This window comes from Paraburkholderia dioscoreae (assembly GCF_902459535.1).
GTDB lineage: Bacteria > Pseudomonadota > Gammaproteobacteria > Burkholderiales > Burkholderiaceae > Paraburkholderia > Paraburkholderia dioscoreae.
The window spans coordinates 2,457,310-2,476,155 of the sequence record NZ_LR699554.1 but is presented as its reverse complement, the minus strand read 5'-3'; the positions used below and the strand labels follow the sequence as shown (position 1 = coordinate 2,476,155).

Annotated in this window: 18 protein-coding genes; 9 read left to right on the top strand and 9 right to left on the bottom strand. The window is 61.8% G+C overall.

All coding sequences use genetic code 11. The features are described from left to right. Window positions 1-17 precede the first annotated feature (17 nt). The 3 genes from PDMSB3_RS31300 to PDMSB3_RS31290 all read left to right on the top strand — a co-directional run bounded on the left by PDMSB3_RS31300 (window position 18) and on the right by PDMSB3_RS31290 (window position 3,190). Window positions 18-1,043 carry an amidohydrolase family protein gene (locus tag PDMSB3_RS31300; RefSeq protein ID WP_165188837.1) on the top strand — a complete coding sequence of 342 codons (1,026 nt, stop codon included), beginning with the start codon at window positions 18-20 and terminating at the stop codon, window positions 1,041-1,043. A gap of 110 nt (window positions 1,044-1,153) precedes the next feature. Beyond that, window positions 1,154-2,098: a Rieske 2Fe-2S domain-containing protein gene (locus PDMSB3_RS31295; RefSeq protein ID WP_165188835.1), complete on the top strand. Its 945-nt coding sequence runs from the start codon at window positions 1,154-1,156 to the stop codon at window positions 2,096-2,098. 132 nt (window positions 2,099-2,230) lie between these two features. Further along, window positions 2,231-3,190, top strand: coding sequence for an aromatic ring-hydroxylating dioxygenase subunit alpha (locus tag PDMSB3_RS31290; protein ID WP_232064368.1), 960 nt, complete (start codon window positions 2,231-2,233; stop codon window positions 3,188-3,190). A gap of 56 nt (window positions 3,191-3,246) precedes the next feature. Here PDMSB3_RS31290 and PDMSB3_RS31285 read toward each other — a convergent pair whose 3' ends face one another. The 7 genes from PDMSB3_RS31285 to PDMSB3_RS31255 all read right to left on the bottom strand — a co-directional run bounded on the left by PDMSB3_RS31285 (window position 3,247) and on the right by PDMSB3_RS31255 (window position 9,428). Next, window positions 3,247-4,116, bottom strand: coding sequence for an alpha/beta hydrolase (locus PDMSB3_RS31285; protein ID WP_165188834.1), 870 nt, complete (start codon window positions 4,114-4,116; stop codon window positions 3,247-3,249). 7 nt (window positions 4,117-4,123) lie between these two features. Continuing rightward, on the bottom strand, window positions 4,124-4,729 hold the full coding sequence (locus PDMSB3_RS31280; RefSeq protein ID WP_165188832.1) for a thiamine pyrophosphate-dependent enzyme: 606 nt from the start codon (window positions 4,727-4,729) through the stop codon (window positions 4,124-4,126). Continuing rightward, entirely contained in the window at window positions 4,726-5,262 is a 537-nt protein-coding gene (locus PDMSB3_RS31275) for a thiamine pyrophosphate-binding protein (protein WP_165188830.1), read from the bottom strand. The genes PDMSB3_RS31280 and PDMSB3_RS31275 overlap by 4 nt, the downstream gene beginning before the upstream one ends. Before the next feature lie 120 nt (window positions 5,263-5,382). Then, entirely contained in the window at window positions 5,383-6,861 is a 1,479-nt protein-coding gene (locus PDMSB3_RS31270) for an aldehyde dehydrogenase (RefSeq protein WP_165188828.1), read from the bottom strand. 40 nt (window positions 6,862-6,901) lie between these two features. Next, window positions 6,902-7,675: a fumarylacetoacetate hydrolase family protein gene (locus PDMSB3_RS31265; RefSeq protein WP_165188826.1), complete on the bottom strand. Its 774-nt coding sequence runs from the start codon at window positions 7,673-7,675 to the stop codon at window positions 6,902-6,904. A 20-nt stretch (window positions 7,676-7,695) separates the two neighbouring features. Next, a complete protein-coding gene (locus PDMSB3_RS31260; protein WP_232064367.1) occupies window positions 7,696-8,415 on the bottom strand; it encodes an RraA family protein in 720 nt (239 codons plus the stop codon). 65 nt (window positions 8,416-8,480) lie between these two features. Beyond that, window positions 8,481-9,428: a LysR family transcriptional regulator gene (locus PDMSB3_RS31255; RefSeq protein WP_165188824.1), complete on the bottom strand. Its 948-nt coding sequence runs from the start codon at window positions 9,426-9,428 to the stop codon at window positions 8,481-8,483. 188 nt (window positions 9,429-9,616) lie between these two features. Between PDMSB3_RS31255 and PDMSB3_RS31250 the strand changes: the two genes are divergently transcribed. From PDMSB3_RS31250 to PDMSB3_RS31235, 4 genes are all read left to right on the top strand, one after another. Beyond that, complete coding sequence (locus tag PDMSB3_RS31250; RefSeq protein WP_165188822.1) at window positions 9,617-11,047, top strand: aldehyde dehydrogenase family protein; 1,431 nt, start codon at window positions 9,617-9,619, stop codon at window positions 11,045-11,047. 48 nt (window positions 11,048-11,095) lie between these two features. Further along, window positions 11,096-12,010 (top strand): NAD(P)-dependent oxidoreductase, encoded by a 915-nt coding sequence (locus PDMSB3_RS31245; protein WP_165188821.1) that lies wholly within the window; start codon window positions 11,096-11,098, stop codon window positions 12,008-12,010. 175 nt (window positions 12,011-12,185) lie between these two features. Continuing rightward, complete coding sequence (locus PDMSB3_RS31240; protein WP_165188819.1) at window positions 12,186-13,577, top strand: aromatic ring-hydroxylating dioxygenase subunit alpha; 1,392 nt, start codon at window positions 12,186-12,188, stop codon at window positions 13,575-13,577. Window positions 13,578-13,617: 40 nt separating this feature from the next. Next, the gene (locus tag PDMSB3_RS31235) at window positions 13,618-14,184 is read left to right on the top strand and encodes a 3-phenylpropionate/cinnamic acid dioxygenase subunit beta (protein WP_165188817.1); all 567 of its coding nucleotides are present in this window, start codon (window positions 13,618-13,620) and stop codon (window positions 14,182-14,184) included. Window positions 14,185-14,271: 87 nt separating this feature from the next. Here the strand turns inward: PDMSB3_RS31235 and PDMSB3_RS31230 are convergent, their stop codons facing one another. Next, window positions 14,272-14,988 (bottom strand): DUF2889 domain-containing protein, encoded by a 717-nt coding sequence (locus tag PDMSB3_RS31230; protein WP_232064366.1) that lies wholly within the window; start codon window positions 14,986-14,988, stop codon window positions 14,272-14,274. 144 nt (window positions 14,989-15,132) lie between these two features. On the opposite strand from PDMSB3_RS31230, the gene PDMSB3_RS31225 reads away from it, so the two are divergent. Continuing rightward, the gene (locus PDMSB3_RS31225; protein WP_165188813.1) at window positions 15,133-15,933 is read left to right on the top strand and encodes an SDR family NAD(P)-dependent oxidoreductase; all 801 of its coding nucleotides are present in this window, start codon (window positions 15,133-15,135) and stop codon (window positions 15,931-15,933) included. 99 nt (window positions 15,934-16,032) lie between these two features. Here the strand turns inward: PDMSB3_RS31225 and PDMSB3_RS31220 are convergent, their stop codons facing one another. After that, the gene (locus tag PDMSB3_RS31220) at window positions 16,033-17,679 is read right to left on the bottom strand and encodes an ATP-dependent acyl-CoA ligase (RefSeq protein ID WP_165188811.1); all 1,647 of its coding nucleotides are present in this window, start codon (window positions 17,677-17,679) and stop codon (window positions 16,033-16,035) included. Window positions 17,680-17,819: 140 nt separating this feature from the next. Between PDMSB3_RS31220 and PDMSB3_RS31215 the strand changes: the two genes are divergently transcribed. Then, complete coding sequence (locus tag PDMSB3_RS31215) at window positions 17,820-18,635, top strand: TetR/AcrR family transcriptional regulator (protein ID WP_165188809.1); 816 nt, start codon at window positions 17,820-17,822, stop codon at window positions 18,633-18,635. The last annotated feature ends 211 nt before the right edge of the window (window positions 18,636-18,846 follow it).

Here is an 18,846-nt window from a genome sequence, read left to right as displayed (position 1 = left end):
ATACAGGAGAAAGACCCATGCTGATCGACGTCCACGCCCATCTGTTCACCCCCGCGATGCTCAAGCGCCACGAGTTCTGGGGCCCATTCATGAAGACCAAAGGCCTGACGGTCGGTCATTTTTCGCTCGGCACGACGCAACCGTCGAAAGCGCGCGATGACGACGAAGCCGAAGCGAATCTGCTCGCGCGCATGACCCATGACGCACGCCGCAAGCTGATGACCGAGCGCGGCGTCGACAAGCTGGTGCTGTCCACGCCGTCGCATGCGTTCATGTACTGGGCCGGCGAATTTGGCGACGAATATGCGCGCATTTGCAATGACGAACTGTCCGCGTTCTGTGCAAAAGATCGGGATCACTTCGCGTTCTGGGCGCATGCAAACCTCGCCAATCCGGCCGAGGCCGCACGCGAAATCGAGCGCGCGGTGACGCAACTCGGTGCCAGGGGCGTGTGCGTGGGCGGCGCGAATTTCAATGGCCTTGAAGCGCACAGCGAGGAACTGTTCCCGGTGTGGGAGCAACTCGAAAAGCTCGACGCACCGATCATGGTGCACGGCTTCAACCAGTCGATCTACTGGGGTGAAAAGCATACGGACGACAAGTTCGAGACCACCTCGATCGTCGGCGACTGTTTCGACGAAACGCTGTTCTTCTGGAATCTGATCAACGGCGGCGCGCTCGATACGTTCCCTGGCTTGAAGACTTACATCACGCACGCAGGCGGCATGGCGATTTTCCAGCTTGGACGCCTGAACGATCTCAACCGCGTCATGGCGCCGGATTCGCGCAACAAGCGCCCGGTGATGGACTATCTGCCGAACTTCTACTTCGACCTCGATGTGCATGCAACCGGCTTGCGACGCGGCGTGGTGGAGGTGGTCGGCGTGGATAACCTCCTGTACGGGACGAATTTCGGTGGTGCGTATGAGCACGGCGATCTCACAGAAGGCCTCGGGCTGTCCGAAGCGGATCGCGAGAAAATCCGCAGCGGCAATGCGATCAAGCTGCTGAAGCTGGATGTCAACGAACAGGTCGCCGCCTAAGCAGTAGCGCGGGAAAAACACAACGCGCAAGGAAGTCTGCAACGCGAGCCGGTGCGATGCCCTGTTGCATCTCGCCGGCGAGCCTCGATAAAAAATACGGAGACACGCGCATGACGACAGGCAACTGGTGGGCGGCGGCCCTTCGCGAATCGGTGAACGGCGAGAAGCCTCTCGCGGTGGTGTGCAACGGCGAGGCACTCGCGTTGTTTCGCAATGCGGCTGGCGAATTGTGCGCGCTGGAGGATCGGTGTCCGCATCGGCGTGTGCCGCTTGCACTCGGCACGGTTACGCCGAAGGGGCTGCAATGCGGCTATCACGGCTGGACCTTCAATGGTGCGACCGGCATGTGCACCACGATTCCGAATCTGCGCGAGGACGAGCGCGTGCCGTCGCGATACGGCGCGCGTGCGTATCGGGTGGCTGAAAGTGGAGGCTTCGTGCACGTATGGCTAGGCGAAGGAAGTCCTGCCGACTCACCACTGCCGGGCGCGGATTATCAGCCGCACGGCTCCGAGTTCAGCGGTACGGCGGTCGTCAACACCGCGCACGACGAGTATCTCGCGGCGATGCTCGATGGTCCCGAATGTCTGCTTGAATTCGGCAGCGTCCGTATCACAGATTTTTTTCTTGGCGATCCACGCATGGAAGCAGGGCGCCTCGTGGTCGATCGCGGCGCGGTATGGAAGACGCAGATGTTGCCGCCGGCCTTCGTTGTCGATCATCCGCTGATCGTGCGCACGGCGGTGCCGCTCGAAGGCGGCACGATCCGCGTCGAGCTGCTGGATGCGGACGAAGCGCCGCTCGTGACCTTGTGCATCGCCGCCAGTGCTAACCGGCGTGGCACCACCAGCCTGTGCTGGCGCGGCTTCAGGCACGACACGCGGGTGGCCGGCGCGCCGCTACGCTGGCTTATCGCGCGACGTCGGGCACGCGCACCGTTCCGGATCCATCCGATGATCGACGGTGCCGCGCTGGCCGCGTTGCTGGTGGCGCCGTCGCGTGACCTGGCCGCGGCTCGCGCCGCGCGGCGTGCGCCATTGAGCGAGGCCGCCTGAATTGCTTTCCATTTCGACAAGGAGCATCGCACGATGAATGCCGTCACCGAAACACTCGCCGACGACGTGGCCAATGCCGCCGCTACACCATCCAGATCCGCGCGCCGGGACTGAACACCGCTCAACTACGATTTGCGCGACGCCTGGTTCCCGGTCTCGCATAGCCGCGACGTGACGGAAAAGCCGATTCGCCGCATCGTCCATTCACAGCCCTATTTTCTGTGGCGAGACCACACGGGTCAGCCGTTCGCCGCCGAGTTTCGCCCCGAGCAACTGGAACAGCATCGTGCACAGGCTAGCGCGTTCACTGGCGGCTCCGGCTTCTATCCGGTGGTGGAACGCTACGGCTATATCTGGGCGTGGTACGGCAATCCGGATCACGCCGATGCGCAATTGCTGCCGCACATCCCGTTTCTGCCGCTCGACGGCAGCTTGCCCGGTTATACGCAGCGCACGGTGCGCTTCGATTCGACATCGGCGCTCTCGATCGAAAATCTGATCGATCTCACGCACGCGGATTTTCTGCATGCGAACACCATCGGCGATGGGACCTCCGAGTCCGACATTGTCGAAACGGAATGGACTTCGGAGACGGTCACGCGCACCCGCATCGTGACGCGGAAGTCAGTGGCGCCGATCATGCGCTGGGTTGGCGGCGTGCGCACGAAGTACCAGGATTTTCGTGCGGTGCTGCACGTGCATTTGCGCAGCAACGTATGCATTTCTTATCCGCGTTTCCGGCCCGGCTACGACGTGCCGAATCTGCAACCGTTCGTGCCGGTGGGTCGCCATCGCTCGCGCTGTGACGTCACGTTCAATACGACAGCCGCGCCCATTCCTTTGCGCTATGTGATGCCGCGAATCGCGTTCGTAATCCAGCCGCAGGACAATTCGGTGATCCGGCCGCAGAACGAACGCTATTTCGATCCGGCCGACCGGCTCGATCTGCATTCGCGTTTCGATGCGCCAGGCACGCGCTTCCGCTTCCTGATGGATCAACTGGTGCAACGGCAGGCGCGCGGCGACTTCTCCTACGGATCTGACGCGGAGCCGGGACGCGATATCCGTGCGCTGCTTGGCATGGTGGACTGACTCGGCTCCGGCTATCGCTGAAGAAAAGGCGGGCGTGCATGACGCCCACAAATCCGCTAGCGAGCGTGGATGAAATCGCGGCATAGTTCGAAGAATGGATGCGCGCGATTCGCGAGCGCCTGTACCACGTCGAAATGATCACAGTCGTCGATCCGGTAGTGCGGCATGAAACGCTGCACATTGCCGAATGCCGTTTCATAAGCGCGGGCCTGCTGATTAAATGCTGGGGTTTCGGCGCCGCCCACCGCGATCAGTTGCGGCGCGTCGGTCGCGGGCGGATGCCTGAGCGCGCTCACGGCCCGCGCCTGCTCGCGGTCGAGCCGCAGTCCTTCGTTGATCGACGTGTCGCACAGCGGCTCCAGGTCGAACAGCGCTGAGATCAGGATCGCGCCGGCGAGCATTCGCTTTGGCAACTCATTGCCGAACGTATCCCAGTGCGTGGCCATCATTCGCGCGGCCAGATGGCCGCCCGCCGAATGGCCGCTAACGAACCAACGCTCGCGCGAACATCCCAGTTCGCCGGCATGACGCCATAGCCATGTCAGCGCCCGCTGCGACTGAGCGACGATCTCTTCGACCGAAACCGCCGGGCACAGCGTGTAATTCACCAGCACGACCGACACATCTTCGGCTACGAACGGCTCGGCCACGAAGCTATACACTGACTTGTCGCCGCGTTGCCAGAACCCGCCGTGAAAAAAGATCAACAGCGGCGCGTCGGCGGACGCAGCGGGAAAGTAATCCAGACGATCCCGTTCGCCCGGGCCATACGGCACATCCAGTTGCGCGCCGGGCAGGCGCCTGAAAGCGGCTGAACGAGTCAGCCATTCCTGCAGCAGGCTGGCCTCGAAATCGGGGCGCAGCAGACGCATGTTGTATTGCGCTTCTAGTTCGGCGGACACCGGAGTCGTTGTGGACAGCATCATGGCGCGATCACAGCGGAGCGAATCCGAGCGCATGACGGAAACGATTCTTCACGAAGACACCATCGCGTGAAGGCAGCGCGCGTGGCAGCTCGTCGGCTTTGACATGCACCTGCGCGAAGCTAAGGCCGCCTCGCGCATTGATCCGTGCGGCTAACGTTTCGACGTCGTCGAGCGAGTGAATTTCCGCAGCCTGTTCGATGCCGCATGCGCGCGCCACCTGCGCGAGCCGGGTGCCGAGACTGCTATGGCTGCGCTGCATGCCCGTCTCGCCGAAGTGCCCGTTGTCGAGCACGACCACGGACAGATTGGGCGGTTGCTGCGCGCCGGCGGTCGCGAGGCTTCCGACGCCCATCAACTGTTCGCCGTCACCGGTAATCGCCAGCACGGGGCGCTCGGGTTGGGCGAGTGCGAGACCTAGTGCGATCGAGGTCGAGCCGCCCATTGCACCCCACAGATAGAAGTATCGGTCCGAATCGCCGGAAGCGAAGACGTCATAGGTCGGCGAACCGAGACCTGTCACCACCAGCGCGTTCGGGCACAGCGCGAGCAGACGCGCGACGAATTCGCGCCGATCGATCGACGCTGAAAAAGAGATCGAGGATGAGGCGTTCATTTGCGTTCCCACTTTTTGCGTCCGATGAGGCGCTGCGACAGCAGCACGGCAACTTGTTGGCCGCCTTCGAAGGCAGCGTCGAGACCGGCGGACACCATGTCTTCGACTTCTTCCGGCGTGGAGGCGCGCAGGACGGTGATCCCCATCAGTTCGAACGCCGCCTGCGTTGCCTGACCCATTGGACATTGCCACGGATTGAACTCGGCATACTCGCCGCGCATCGTCACCAGCGTCAGGAATGGGAAGCGGCAGCTCTGCAGGAGCGAGAGCATGTTCACGCAATTGCCCACGCCGCTGCTTTGCATCAGGAGCACCGCGCGTTGGCCGCCGAGCCATGCGCCGCTCGTGAGCGCGACGCCTTCCTCTTCGGTAGTGAGCACGATGTCGCGCATCTGCGGGTCCTGCTGGACACGGCCAATCACGTGGGCGTGCCCGGCGTCGGGTACATAAGCGACCTGGCGCACGCCGCCGCTTTTCAGAATGGAGAAAATGTTCTCCTGCCAGTTCGATACTGGCGACTCGGTTGTGCTCATGTCTCCTCGTGAATCCGTAAATGAGTAACGCTATGCTAGGGCGAGAGGCGGGTGCCACGCCAATAACAAAGGTTGCTGGTGATATCAGCTTTTGGCATGGACGCGTGGCGCCGTATGCCCTCAACGCATCACGAACGGATTGGCGCTGCCTGCGCCCGTGTTGATCCACACGCTTTTGGTTTGCAAGTACTCGTGGATCGCCTGGGCGCCGTTTTCGCGCCCCAGGCCCGAATCTTTATAGCCGCCGAAGGGCGACATGAAGCTGACCGCGCGATAGGCATTGACCCAGATCGTGCCTGCCTGCAACCGCTCCGACACACGAAACGCGCGGCCGATATCCGAGGTCCAGACGCCCGAGCCGAGTCCGAAGCGAACGTCATTGGCAATGCGCAGCGCGTCGTCTTCGTCCTTGAAGCGAATGATCGAGAGGACCGGGCCGAATACTTCTTCCTGGGCGATGCGCATGCCGTTGTCGACGTCGCCGAAAATAGTCGGCTCAACGAACCAGCCGCGTCCGCATTCGGGCCGTGTGCCGGCGCCGCCGCCGAGCAATAGCGTGGCGCCTTCGCTTTGTGCGGTATCGATGTAGCGCAGCACCTTGTCGTATTGCCGGCGTGTCGTGATCGGGCCGACCTGCGTATCCATCGACATGGGATCGCCCATGCGCGCGGTGCGAGCGAGCTGCAGCAAGCGCTCGACGAAAGTGTCGTAAATCGAGTCCTGCAGCAGTAACCGTGAACCGGCAATACAGGTTTGCCCAGTCGCGGCAAAGATGCCGGCGACCGCGCCGTTCACGGCGTCGTCCAGATTCGCGTCGGCGAAGACGATGTTCGGCGACTTGCCGCCCAACTCCAGACTCACATGCTTGAAGTGCCGCGCGGCGGTCTCGTTGATCGCGCGGCCGGTGCTGTCCGCTCCGGTGAAGGTGATCTTGCGCACCAGCGGATGCTCGACGAGCGCCGCGCCCACCTCGCGGCCGAAACCGGTCACGACGTTGACCACACCCGGCGGAAAGCCGGCTTGCGCAAACAGCTTGACGAATTCCAGCGTGGACGCCGAAGTGAATTCGGACGGTTTGATCACGACCGTGCAGCCTGCGGCGAGCGCCGGTGCAATCTTCCATGCCGTGAGCAGCAACGGCGAATTCCATGGCGTGATCGCGGCGACTACGCCGAGCGGTTCATGGCGCGTAAAGTTGAAAAAGCCCTTTTTATCGAGCGGAATCACGCTGCCTTCGATTTTGTCGGCGAGACCGCCGAAGTAATAGAACCACTGCGGAATGTAGTTCAGTTGCCCGGCCATTTCGGCGAGCAGCTTGCCGTTGTCGCGCACTTCGATGGCAGCGAGCTTCTGCGCGTCGCGTGCGATCAGATCACCCAGACGGCGCAACAGTTCGCCGCGTTGCGTCGCGCTCAGATGCGGCCACGCGCCGCTGGTAAAGGTGCGGTGCGCGGCCTGAACGGCCCGATCGGCGTCGACGGCAGAGCCTTCCGCGATTTCTGCCCAGGCGTCGCCCGTATAGGGGTTGTGTGACTCGAACCAGCGTTGGCTTTGCGGCGGCGCATCCTGGCCGTCGATGTAGTGCACATAGCGTTGCATGTCGATTCCTGTTTCTAAAGAGGGCGCGGTGGTGAGCCGGTCAGGCGGCTTCGTCGACGACCGGATTGCTCAGCGTGCCGATGCCTTCGATCGTAATCTCACAGATATCGGCGCCATTCAGCGGGCCGACGCCGGATGGCGTGCCGGTGAGAATCACGTCGCCGGGCAGCAGGGTGACCGCCTGACTCAGATAGGAGACGATGAAGGGCACGGAGAAGAGCAGATCCGAGGTGTTGCCGTCCTGCCGCCTCGTTCCGTTGACGCTGGACTGCACGCGCAAATTGCCGGCGTCGAGTCCTGTGGCGATTACGGGTCCGAGTGGACAAAAGGTATCGAAGGCCTTGCCGACCAGCAAACACCCGTAGCCCATTTCGCGGTTCTGGATCACGCGTTCGCTCACGTCGTTTGCGCAGGTGTAGCCGAACACGTAGTTGAGCGCATTGGTGACATCGATACGGCGGCCCTTTTTGCCGATCACGATCGCCAGTTCTGCCTCGTGATGAACCACCTGGGCCTCGCGCGGCCGCACGATCGCTTCGTTCGGGCCGATTGCCGCCGTGGTTGGCATCATGAAAAATTGCGGAATCTCGGGCGTCTTCGCGCCAGCCTCGGCAATGTGACCGATGTAGTTCATACCCACCGCGAACAAGCGTGGCGCGGGCAGTGGGCAGAGGAGTGTCGCATCGGCGAGCGCATCCGTCTGGCCGGCCGACGCGATGTCGTCGAAGGGCGAGCCGCTCAGGCGCTCCAGATGCTCGCCTTCGAGCACGCCGTAGTGAACGGCATCACGTAATTGATAGCGGGCGATTTTCATGTGGGTCTCCTGAGGTTGTGCTACAGCTTGCCGAACTCGAGGAAGGCGTCATACGGATCGCGGCCGCTGCGGATGGCCATACGCATGCGCGAATCCGTGCTCATTGTCTTGACCGTTTCGGTGATGACGAACTCCGCATGTTCGCGCTCGATCAGAAGCGTGCCGTCGCGATCGCCGAGCACATAATCCCCAGGCGACACTTTCACGCCGCCGATGACCACGGGAACCTCGATGGCCTCCAGCCGCCAGCTGCCGACGATATCGATCGGGCTGGTATAGCGGGCAAAAACCGGAAATCCGATGGCCTCGATTTCTTCGGCATCGCGTGACCCGCCGTCGATGTAATAGCCGCGAATGCCACGCTGCTTGAGCGCCTCAGCGGCGAGATCGCCCATTGCCGAGCGCGCATGGTCATGCGGCTGGCACACGACAACGTGGTCGCGCGGCGCGCCTGAAAGCACTTTGGAAATGAACAGTTCAAGCGATTCGCTAACCGAAATTGTGGGATCGGCGCGGCCGGTCACGGTAAAGACCGGTCCGGCGAGTTTCATATTGGGTGCAAGACCTTTGATATCGCGCGGCAGTTCGTGGACCGGCAGGCCGTGAATGCGCAGGACGTCAAAAAGGCCGGGCGTGTTACAGGTGGCCAGTTGATCGGCGAGTGATGTCATTGGAGTTCTCTTTGCCAAAGGGCGGATAACGCGGATGTGTGTGCAATGCCTTGTCTCCTGGCGGCGCATCCGCGGCTAAGGGATTCTAGGAGCGGCATCCGCGGCATGTCGAATCACAAAAGCTGATGCTTCGATCAGTCAGGCGCATGGCTGGGTCCGATCCAGCGCGCGCCTTCCCACGCGCCGCTGCAAGCAATTTCTCTCACACAGTTCTGTAGTACGGTGGTCGCGCATCTAACCGCGGTGGAGGACCTTCTTGTCGTCGGAATGGCCAGATAAATCCGCCGTAGAAAGGCTTCTGCGTCGATTCGTGCGGCGCTGAACTCTCCACGTTCGATTTCCTGCTGAACAGCGACGCGAGGCATCACTGTCGCGCCGTATCCCTGCGCAACCAACGCTTTCTGCACACTCAGAGCGTTGGTCTCGGCAGCGAAGGTGATTCCGACTCCGGCCACCGCGCAGGCATGTTCGACGAGACTGCGCAGCCGATGCGGCGCACTCGGCAGAACCAGCGGCGCTTCTCCAAGTGCCGCGATGGAAACCGGATAGTCGTCGCTCAAGCCGATCGAAGCCAGGCCGACCAGGCTCAGCGACTCTTCGACCAAAGGCTTAACGTCCAGAGCCGGCGAAGCCGCGGGGTCGTACAGCAGCGCGGCGTCGATCTCGCCACTTTCAAGCCAGCGCAGTAGATGGTCGGTATAACCCACCGACAGCGAAACCCGGATCTGCGGAAATGCTCGCTGTAAGGCACCCACCAGCGGCGCGGTCAGCAATTCGCCGCTGCTAGGCAGCAGGCCCAGACTCACCGCGCCTGACACGAGTCCAGGCGTGGGCCGGATCTCCTGCTGTGCCGACTCCAGTTCACGCAATGCGCGTCGCGCACGATCGAGCAGGATATGTCCGGCTTCGGTCAGCTGCATGCCGCGGCGATCACGCTCGAACAACGGCGCGCCCACATCGTCTTCGAGCAACTTCAATTGCCGCGATACCGCGGGTTGCACGATGTGCAGTAACTCGGCGGCGCGCGTCGCGCTGCCTGTGTCGGCGATCGCGAGGAAGGTGCGAATCTGACGGATATCCATAGCAAGTCCAGTAGTTCAAAACCATGCTGCACGCAATCGGCAACCACGCATGACAGTGCGTGATACGCCGATCAGTTTTTGTCATTCGACAAGGAATTGCACGCAATCCTAAGATGACTCCCTGCCAAAACACCATCGCGTTCAGCCGAGCGTTTTCGCGAGTGCTGCGCATATCGGAGACGAGTCACATGACAGTGAAGCCCAACCTCATCGGCGGGGAATGGCGCGAAGGATCGAGTGCGATCGAGAGCATCAATCCGTCGGATACACGCGAAAGCATCGGGCACTATGCGCTTGCGGATGCGGCGCAAATGCGCGAGGCGGTCGTTGCCGCGCGCGCGGCACAACCTGCGTGGAGCGCGACGACGACACAGGTGCGCAGCGACCTTCTGCTGAAGACCTCGATCGAACTTGCTGTCCGCAAGGAGGAAATCGGCGAACTCGTCTCGCGCGAAGCGGGCAAGACGCGTGCTGAAGGTATCGGCGAAGTGTTGCGCGCCAGCCAGATCTTTCAGTTTTTCGCGGGCGAGGCCGTGCGTTATGGCGGCGAGAACCTGCCTTCGGTGCGTCCCAACATCAACGTGCAGATCAGCCGCGATCCGGTGGGTGTCGTCGCGCTGATTACGCCGTGGAATTTCCCCATTGCCATTGCCGCATGGAAGCTCGCGCCTGCGCTCGCGTTCGGCAACACCGCCGTGCTCAAGCCTTCGGAGGAGACGCCTGGCGTGGCGTGGGAACTGTTTCGCGTGCTGGAGCGCAACGGCTTGCCGGCTGGCGTCGCGAATCTGGTCAACGGACGCGGTGCGGATGCCGGTGAGGCGCTCGTCGAAGGTGTCGACGCATTGAGTTTCACCGGCAGCGTGCGCACTGGCAGAGGTCTTGCGCAGAGCGCAATCGCCAACATGGTGCGCGTTCAGCTGGAAATGGGCGGCAAAAATCCGCTCGTCGTTCTCGACGACGCGGACCTCGGCGTCGCGGTCGAATCTGCGCTCAACGGTTCGTTCTTTTCGGCGGGACAGCGTTGCACCGCATCGAGCCGCCTGATCGTGACCGCGGCGATCCACGACCGTTTCGTCGACGCACTGCGCAAGCGCATGCGTTCGCTGAAGATCGGTCACGCATTGACGGCCGGTACGGACATCGGCCCGCTCATCAATCAGCGTCAACTGGACACGGTGCAAGGCTATCTGCAGACCGGGCGCGACGAAGGCGCGGAACTGGTAGAAGGCGGCCAGTTGCTGCAAGCTGGTACGCCGGGATTCTTCATGCAGCCAGCGTTGATGACGGAGACCTCGAACAGCATGCGTATCAATCGCGAGGAGGTATTCGGTCCGTTCGCGACGGTCATCCGCGCAGCCGATTACGACGAAGCGCTGGCGCTCGCCGACGACACCGAGTACGGCCTCTCGGCAGGGATTTGCACGACCTCGCACAAGTACGCGAGCCACTTCCGCCAACATGTCAAAAGCGGCCTCGCAATGATCAACCTGCCGACTGCGGGCCTCGACTATCACGTGCCGTTCGGCGGCACCAAGGCATCGAGCTACGGTCAGCGCGAGCAGGGCACCTACGCAGTGGATTTCTATACCAACAGTAAGACGGCCTACGTCGGTTACTGAACCGGCCCGGCACCTCGGATAACGATGGACGACGACAGGACCTGAGTGATGGAAAAGATCGGATTTATCGGCCTCGGCCGTATGGGGAAGCCGATGGCGGCCAACCTGCGCAAACACGGCTTCGAACTGGTCGTGATGGATTTGAACCGCGCAGCCGTGGCGGAACTGGTGGAGCTGGGTGCGCGGGCCGGCGAAAACGTCGCGCAGATCGCACGCGATTGTTCGATCGTCGTGACGATGCTGCCGAGTTCGGTGGAAGTGGAGCAAGTCGCGCTCGGCGCTGACGGCATCTTTGCCAACGCCGCACGCGGCAGCGTATTGCTCGATATGAGCACAATCGATCCGCTCGCCACCGACCGGCTGGAAGCGCAAGCGCGCGAGCATGGCCTCTCGGTGGTCGATGCACCGGTGGGCCGTCTCGCCGAGCATGCGGACCGCGGGGAATCGCTCTTCATGGTCGGGGCGAGCGACGCGGATTTCGCCCGCGTCAAACCCCTGCTCGACGCGATGGGCACGACGGTCTATCACTGCGGCGCCGTCGGCACAGGTGGACGCACCAAGCTCATCAACAACTACGTGGCCGTGACGCTGTGCCAGGTGAACGCGGAGGCGCTTGCTTTGTCGCAGCGCTTCGGCCTCGACATTAGGAAGACTTTGCAGGTGCTCTACGGCACCTCGGCGAGCAATGGCCAACTGCGGATGAACTTCCCGAACAAGGTGCTCGCCGGCGACACCACGCCGGGCTTCACGATCGACCTCGCGCACAAGGACATGGCGCTGGTGCTCGGCGCCGCGCACGCGGCGAAAGTCCCGATGCCGGTGGCGGCGGCCGTGTTCGAGTCGTTCAGTCTCGCGCGGGCGAGCGAGTACGGCCGCATCGATTTTTCCGGCATCGCCGATGCGATCTGCGATCTGGCGAAGATCGACAGGGCGCGCGTGCCGAAGGGCTGGACCGCTTCCTGAACGTAAAGACATAGCTTGCTGCCTCGTGGCGAAAACCGGATGAGGGCACGCATGAACGTGCGCGCTTTGCATCCCTAGGGATTATCCGGAGCAAAAACTCAAAATATGTACACAGAGCGTAAAAGTGTTTATATTAACAATTCAACCCCACGAAGGGTAAGTCAAGGAGACAAGCATGCTGACGCAGACCAGTCCCACACTGGCGGACGGCACCAAGGTCGCTGATCTGGTGAACGTCGAAACGCGAGAGGTGCAAATGCGCACCCTCTCGGACCCCGAACTTTATGAACTGGAGATGGAGCGGATTTTCGGCAAGACGTGGCTGTTGCTCGGCCACGAAAGCGAAATTCCAAACTCCGGCGACTTCATGGTTCGCGACATGGGGTCGGACTCGGTGCTGGTCACGCGGGACAAGACGGGCGAGATTCACGTCATGCTGAATGTCTGTCCGCACCGCGGTATGCGCGTCTCCACGCTGGATGCCGGCAATACGCAAATCCATACCTGCATTTATCACGGCTGGGCGTTTCGTCCGAACGGCCAGTTTCTGGGCGCGCCGGTCGAGAAAGAATGCATGCACGGCAAGATTCGTACTAAAGACGAGCTCTCGCTGAAAAAGGCGCGCATGACGCTGTACGGCGGCCTGATCTTCGCGACATGGAATCTGAACGGCCCCTCGTTCGAAGAATTTCTCGGCGACGCCAAGTGGTATTACGACATGCTGTTCAAACGCAGCGACAAGGGCATTGAAGTGCTCGGGCCGCCGCAGCGCTTCATCGTGCGCGCTAACTGGAAGGCTGCAGGCGAGCAGTCGTCGGGCGACGGGTATCACACGCTGACCTTGCATCGCTGGCTCGGCGAAGTCGGCGCGTATTCGAAGAAAGACGAAAAAGGCGGCGATCTGAGCCCGGAGATGTACGGCGTCGAAATCAGTTCACCGCATGGGCACGCGCTGCGTTGCATCGACCTCGGCCGCAAGATTCGCCGCCTAACCGGGCTCGATCCGGATCAGCTGACGGTCGAACAGAAACTCGACGTGCTGCCGCCCGCCGGCATGACAAAGGAAATGGTCAGCCAGCTCAAGCGTAATCTGAACGAAGGCCAATTGCAGGTACAGACCTCGATGCCGCCGCAAGTGGGCGGGATGTTCCCGAACGTTTTGTTCGGTTTCCTCTATATTCCGCAGGCCGACGGTTCGGTGATCGGCTCGATCACGCTGCACGCGTATATTCCGCGCGGGCCGGACAAGCTCGAGTTCGTGAACTGGATTTTTGCGGAGAAGGACTGTCCGCCCGAGGTGCGCGAGCAGATGCTCAAGCAAACCATCCAGTTGTTCGGCACGTCGGGCATGGTCGAGCAGGACGACTCCGACACATGGCCGCACATGACCCTCGCCGCGAAGGGCGCGCAGGGCAAGAAGCAGACGCTCAAGTATCAGGCGATTTACGAAACCGGCGCGCCGGCGGGCTGGCCCGGTCCGGGCATCGTCAACGAAGGCTTCACGAAAGACGACACGCAATGGCACTGGTGGCTGCACTGGCGCGAACTGATGACGTCGGAAAGCTGAGCGCCGCGCATCAATCAAAGCCATTCAAGGAGACAGGGTGATGAGCGAAGTAAAAGAAGCTGTGGACCAGCCGGCAGCGCCGCAACGCGCTCGCGTGCCGCTCGGTTCAACCGTATATAACGCAGTGGTCGAGTTCCTGTACGACGAGGCGGTGCTGCTCGACGAGATTCGTCTGGAAGAATGGGGCGCGACGCTCGCCACCGATCTCGTCTACGCGGCGCCGCTTCGGCAAACGCGGCCGTATGCGCAGCACGCGTCGTCGGTGATTCGGACGATGCAGCACTATCACGACAACTATCGCTCGATCATGGGCCGCATCATGCGTCTCACGGGCACCAAGAGCGCGTGGGCAGAAGACCCGCCGTCGCGCACGCGCCGGCTCGTGACCAACGTGCTGGTGTACGAGGGCGATGCGGCCGGCGAATATGTGGTGCGCAGCAATCTGCTGATAACGCGCAGCCGTTTCAACTTCGATGAACTGGATCTGATCAGTGGCGAGCGTCATGACGTACTGCGCCGCAGCGGCGACACGTTCAAGCTGGCGCGCCGCGAGATCATTCTCGACCAGGCCGTGCTCGGCACACCGAATCTGGCGATCTTTCTCTAGTCGCCGTGGTTTCTTGAGGCTTCGCGAGCCAAGGAAGTTGCCCCCTGTTTCAGGGGGCTTTTTTTATTGTGCGTGGCCTCTAGTGGCTCATTCGTCGAAGGCTAGCCACGCCTTGTCGTCGGCGCACAGGTCGGCGGGGCGCGTTGCAAAGTCGAGCGTGGATCCGACGATACGAATCGCCTGTTCGGCTCGCACCGGCTGTTGTGCAAAACAGTTGCCGCTGGGGCGCGCATGCGCCTGAGCGTCCAGATTCATGCCGCGTCCTTTGGCGATGCCCGTCGCGCGTCTGAGCACCAGCGCTGCCTCCGCATCCTCGCTCGGTAGCGTTGTCAGTGCCCAGCGCGCCATACCGTGATACAGATCGATGCCCGCATACGGCGGCGGACCCTGAATCACCGTGCCTAGAACAATCCATTCGAGTAACGGGACGCCGTCACGCGCGAGTGTCGAATGCATGTGATCGTTTACCCGCATTGGCACCTCGATGTCGTACTGACGCCGCAGCGTACCGCGCGCAGCCGCGGCGATCGCCAGGCCGGAAAGTTCGAAGAGATGCGTGCACTGTTCGCTGGCGTCCGTGATGCGCGTCACCTCGTGGGCCGTTTGCGTGAGGGCCATGCCGACCAGCGCCTGCAATCTTTCTGCCGCTTGCGCGCACAGTGTATAGGGGCGGCGCGGCGACGCGGCCTCGATGGAACTCACCTGTCCATGCGCGCTCGCGACTTCGACACGGAAGTGATGAAAGTCGTCTTCGAGTGCCGCGCGCGTCACGTGCTGTGACGTCCCGGTGCGACTGCGGATCACGATGCGGCGCCTGAACATGAAGAAACCCTCGAAAACAACGTGAAAACATCAACGACGCCCGATTGCGGCATGCAAAATACTGACACCTGAATTCTTAAAGTGTACGATATCGCAAATTGTGTTCAACAAACAAGAGGCGTCGGCATGGCTTTGCTTAAGGAGAGGGTGAGTCTCGTCACAGGTGCCGGCGGCGGCATCGGCCGTGGCGTCGCGCGGGCATTTGCGCGAGAAGGCGCGGCCGTGGTGATTGCCGAGATCGACGAGCAGACCGGCTTGCAGGTCGAACGCGAAATCAGGGAACTGGGCGGTCGTGCGCTGTTCGTCAAGACCGACGTGACGAGCAAGGCTTCGATAGAGGTAGCCGTGCAGAGCACGGTAGCGCACTTCGGCAGCATCGACATTCTCGTGAACAACGCCTTCATTCCAACGCCCAACGTGCTCTTCGAACACAAGACCGACGAGATGTTGCAGCAGACCCTGACCTCGTCGCTGTGGGCCACCTGGTGGGCGATGCGTGCGGTGATGCCGTCTATGAGGGAGCGCCGCTGGGGCCGCATCGTCAACTTCTATTCGATCGATACCGAGACCGGCGCATGGCTGCATGCCGATTACAATACCGCCAAGTCGGGCATCGTGGGGTTGACGCGCAGCGCGGCTTCGGAATGGGGACGCTTCAATATCACCGTGAACGCGATCGCGCCGACCGCAATGGGGGCGACCTTCTTCAAGCTGGCCGAAGAGAATCCCGGCTTTGCCGAACGCTCGGCCGCGGCGCGTCCGCTTGGCCGCTGCGGCGATCCAGAAGAAGATATCGGACCGGCCGCCGTGTTTCTCGCGTCGGAGATGTCGCGCTTTATAACCGGCGAGACGCTGCACGTGGACGGTGGACTGCATTTGCCAGGCTACAACTCGCGGCCGGCCAATGTGCCTGTGCGTGAGTACTGAAGGATGTAACGGGCACGGGGCCGAGTCCCTGGCCGTATATGAAACGAAAGGGGCTCCGCGGGCCCCTTTACTGCTAATCACCGGTGAAACAGAACACGATCAGCGTTTGGCCACCTTGATGTCGGTTGCCTCGATATCCCAGGTGGATGCCGTCTTGCCCTCATCGCGCAACTGATACTTCAGAATGCGGCCTTGCGGGTTCTTCGGCAGCGTGACGCGAAACTCGATGTAGCGCGGCAGGGCGTAATATGGAACGGCGTCGGTGGCCCAGTGGAACAGGGCTTCGGCGGTTAGCGCGGCACCCGGATTCAGAATGGCGGTGACTTTGACATCGTCCTCGCCTTTATCCGATGGCACGGCATGGACCGCGACCTCGGCGATATCCGGGTGGCGCGCAAAGGCCGATTCCATCTCGAAGCTGGAAATATTTTCGCCACGGCGGCGCAAATAGTCTTTTTTGCGGTCTACGAAATAGAAGAATCCATCGTCGTCGAACTTGCCTATATCTCCGGTATGGAACCACATGTTGCGCATCAGCTTCAGCGTCTCCTCTGGGCGGCGCCAGTAGCCCATGAACATGACGTCCGGTCGCAGCGGACGGCAGACGATTTCGCCCGGCGTATTGGCTGGCAGTTCGCGATCGAGATCGTCGACGATCCGCACGTCGAAGTCGGCAATGCGCTTGCCGGACGAGCCGGGCGCCGCGTATTCGCCGCCCGGCAGCGAGGTGATCACGCACGCTTCGGTAAGACCGTAGCCGTTGCCGCCCACCTGTCTGGCGCCGAAGCGCTCGCGCCAAACCCGCTTGTTTTCTTCGGTGAACGGATTGCCACGTACCGTATGAATCTGCCCGAAGCAGCGCTTTGCCGCCTCATGATTCGGCGCATTCGCGAGCAGGCCGCCCATGCCGCCGAGAATCGACGCGATGGTCGCGCCGCTGCGCTCCACTTCGGGCCAGAAATTGGACACCGAGAAACGCGGGATGATGGCCACGCGCGCGCCCACCAGAATATTCGACAGAATGCCCACCGCCAGCGCGTTCATGTGAAAGAGCGGCAGCGGCGTGATCGTGACGTCGTTGGCATTGGCGGGGCCGGCGCGCAATTGCAGACGCGCCAGATTGCACATGAAGTTGTAGCTGATCATGCAGCCCTTGGACGGGCCGGTGGTGCCCGACGTGTAGATCAGACTGGCGAGGTCCCAAGGGTTCGGCTTGCGCTCGAACGGCGTGTCGTCATGGCCACGGCGGGCGTCGAGCGGTGCGAGCGGCAAGGGTCCGCAGGTGGAGGCCGTCACAGCCGCGCTCGCCTCGGCACTGCGGTACAGCACCTGTTTCACTTCGGACAATTGGGCCGCAACTGCGGCGACCCGCTCGAGATAATCGGCTTCGCAGATCACGAGCGGCGCGCCTGCATCGGCGATCTGATGCCGCAGGAATTCGCCGCGCAATGCCGTATTGATCGGCACGCTGACCGCGCAGAGTTTGTTGACGGCGAGCCACGAGATCACGGCGTCGATATTGTTGTCGAGCATCGTGACGACGGTTTGCCCGGCCTGAATGCCGAGCGACGCCAGCGAGTGGGCAAGGCGGGTGGAAAGACGATCGACGTCCGCATAGGTGTAGAGCGCGCCCGAAAAGTCGAGCAGAACCCGGTCCGGATGCGCCGCGACGGCGCGTTCGAGTGCGGCGATGACGGTGTCCTGTTCGCCGAGCGACCACGTCTCTGCTCTTCCCATACCAGCCATATCAACCTCTCCGAAAATGAACCGGGCATGAATCGGGCAGCTCGCCCTCAAATTCTAACCCCAGAATTGAATTCTAGTGTTTGTATTCCGATCCTGATCTGCGGGGAAACCCGCACACTTTTCTAAAAACTGATCAACTTATGGCTAAACAGACCGCTTCATCGAAAACCGGCACGTCGAAAGTCGCTGTCAAACAACCGGCGAAGAAACGCACCGTCGCCGAGAAGAGCAGCAAGAGCGCGGCGCAGGCCGTGGCGCCCGTGCCGAAAGCACGCAAGAGCCGCACGCCTGCCGTGCAAGCCCCGGCTGCAGCGACTTCGGCGCCGGCGGTCGGAGCTGTTGCAACGCCCGCTGCTCCGCGCCGCCGGCGCAGCAATCGCCGCTCCGAGCAGACCATCGACAACATCTTTGAAGCGACGGAAAAGGTCGTGCTGGAATCGGGTGCGGACCGCATTTCGATTCTTGAAGTGTGCGAAACCGCGGGCGTGTCGCGCGGCACGTTCTACCGCTATTTCGCCTCGCAGGACGAATTGCTCGAAGCGTTTTCACGCCACAAGCGCGAGAACTTCCATAAGACGCTGGCTGAACTGCTGGTGCGCTACCAGGATCCGGACGAGCGCTTCGACATGGTCATCAACTACCTGCAGGACTACCTCGATGCGGGCAATTCGCGGCGCATGCTGCTGGTTGCACCGGAGTTCGCGCTGCGTTTCTTCAAGCGCATCTTTCACGACGCCGTGGTGCGCTTTCAGGACTTGCTGGCGCCGGTGTTCGACGCCTGGGACGAACGTCTGGGCGTCAAACTCGACCGCGAACTGATCTGCGATCTGCTGATCCGATTCGTCATGAGCGAACACCTGGTGTCGAACGAATCCGAACGGGGCGCAATGCAACGCCGCATCGGCCGTCTCATCGACTCGATTCGGTTTGGCGGCGTCACGCGCGCGCGCCGCTAAGTGCCTGGTGTCCATGAACGCACGCACGCGCGCCCGCATGCAACGGTCTTGCGGCCGGTCCTATGGCCGGTCCTATGGCCGCAGCCAGCGCGTTGCGATGAGTGTGCGCTAGTGTGCGGCCGCAGCGAAAGGCAAACCGAAGACAGGCAATGAAGAACCGGAAGAGCCGAGAGAAGAGTCGCGTAAACGTTAATTTGAACACATTTGCATT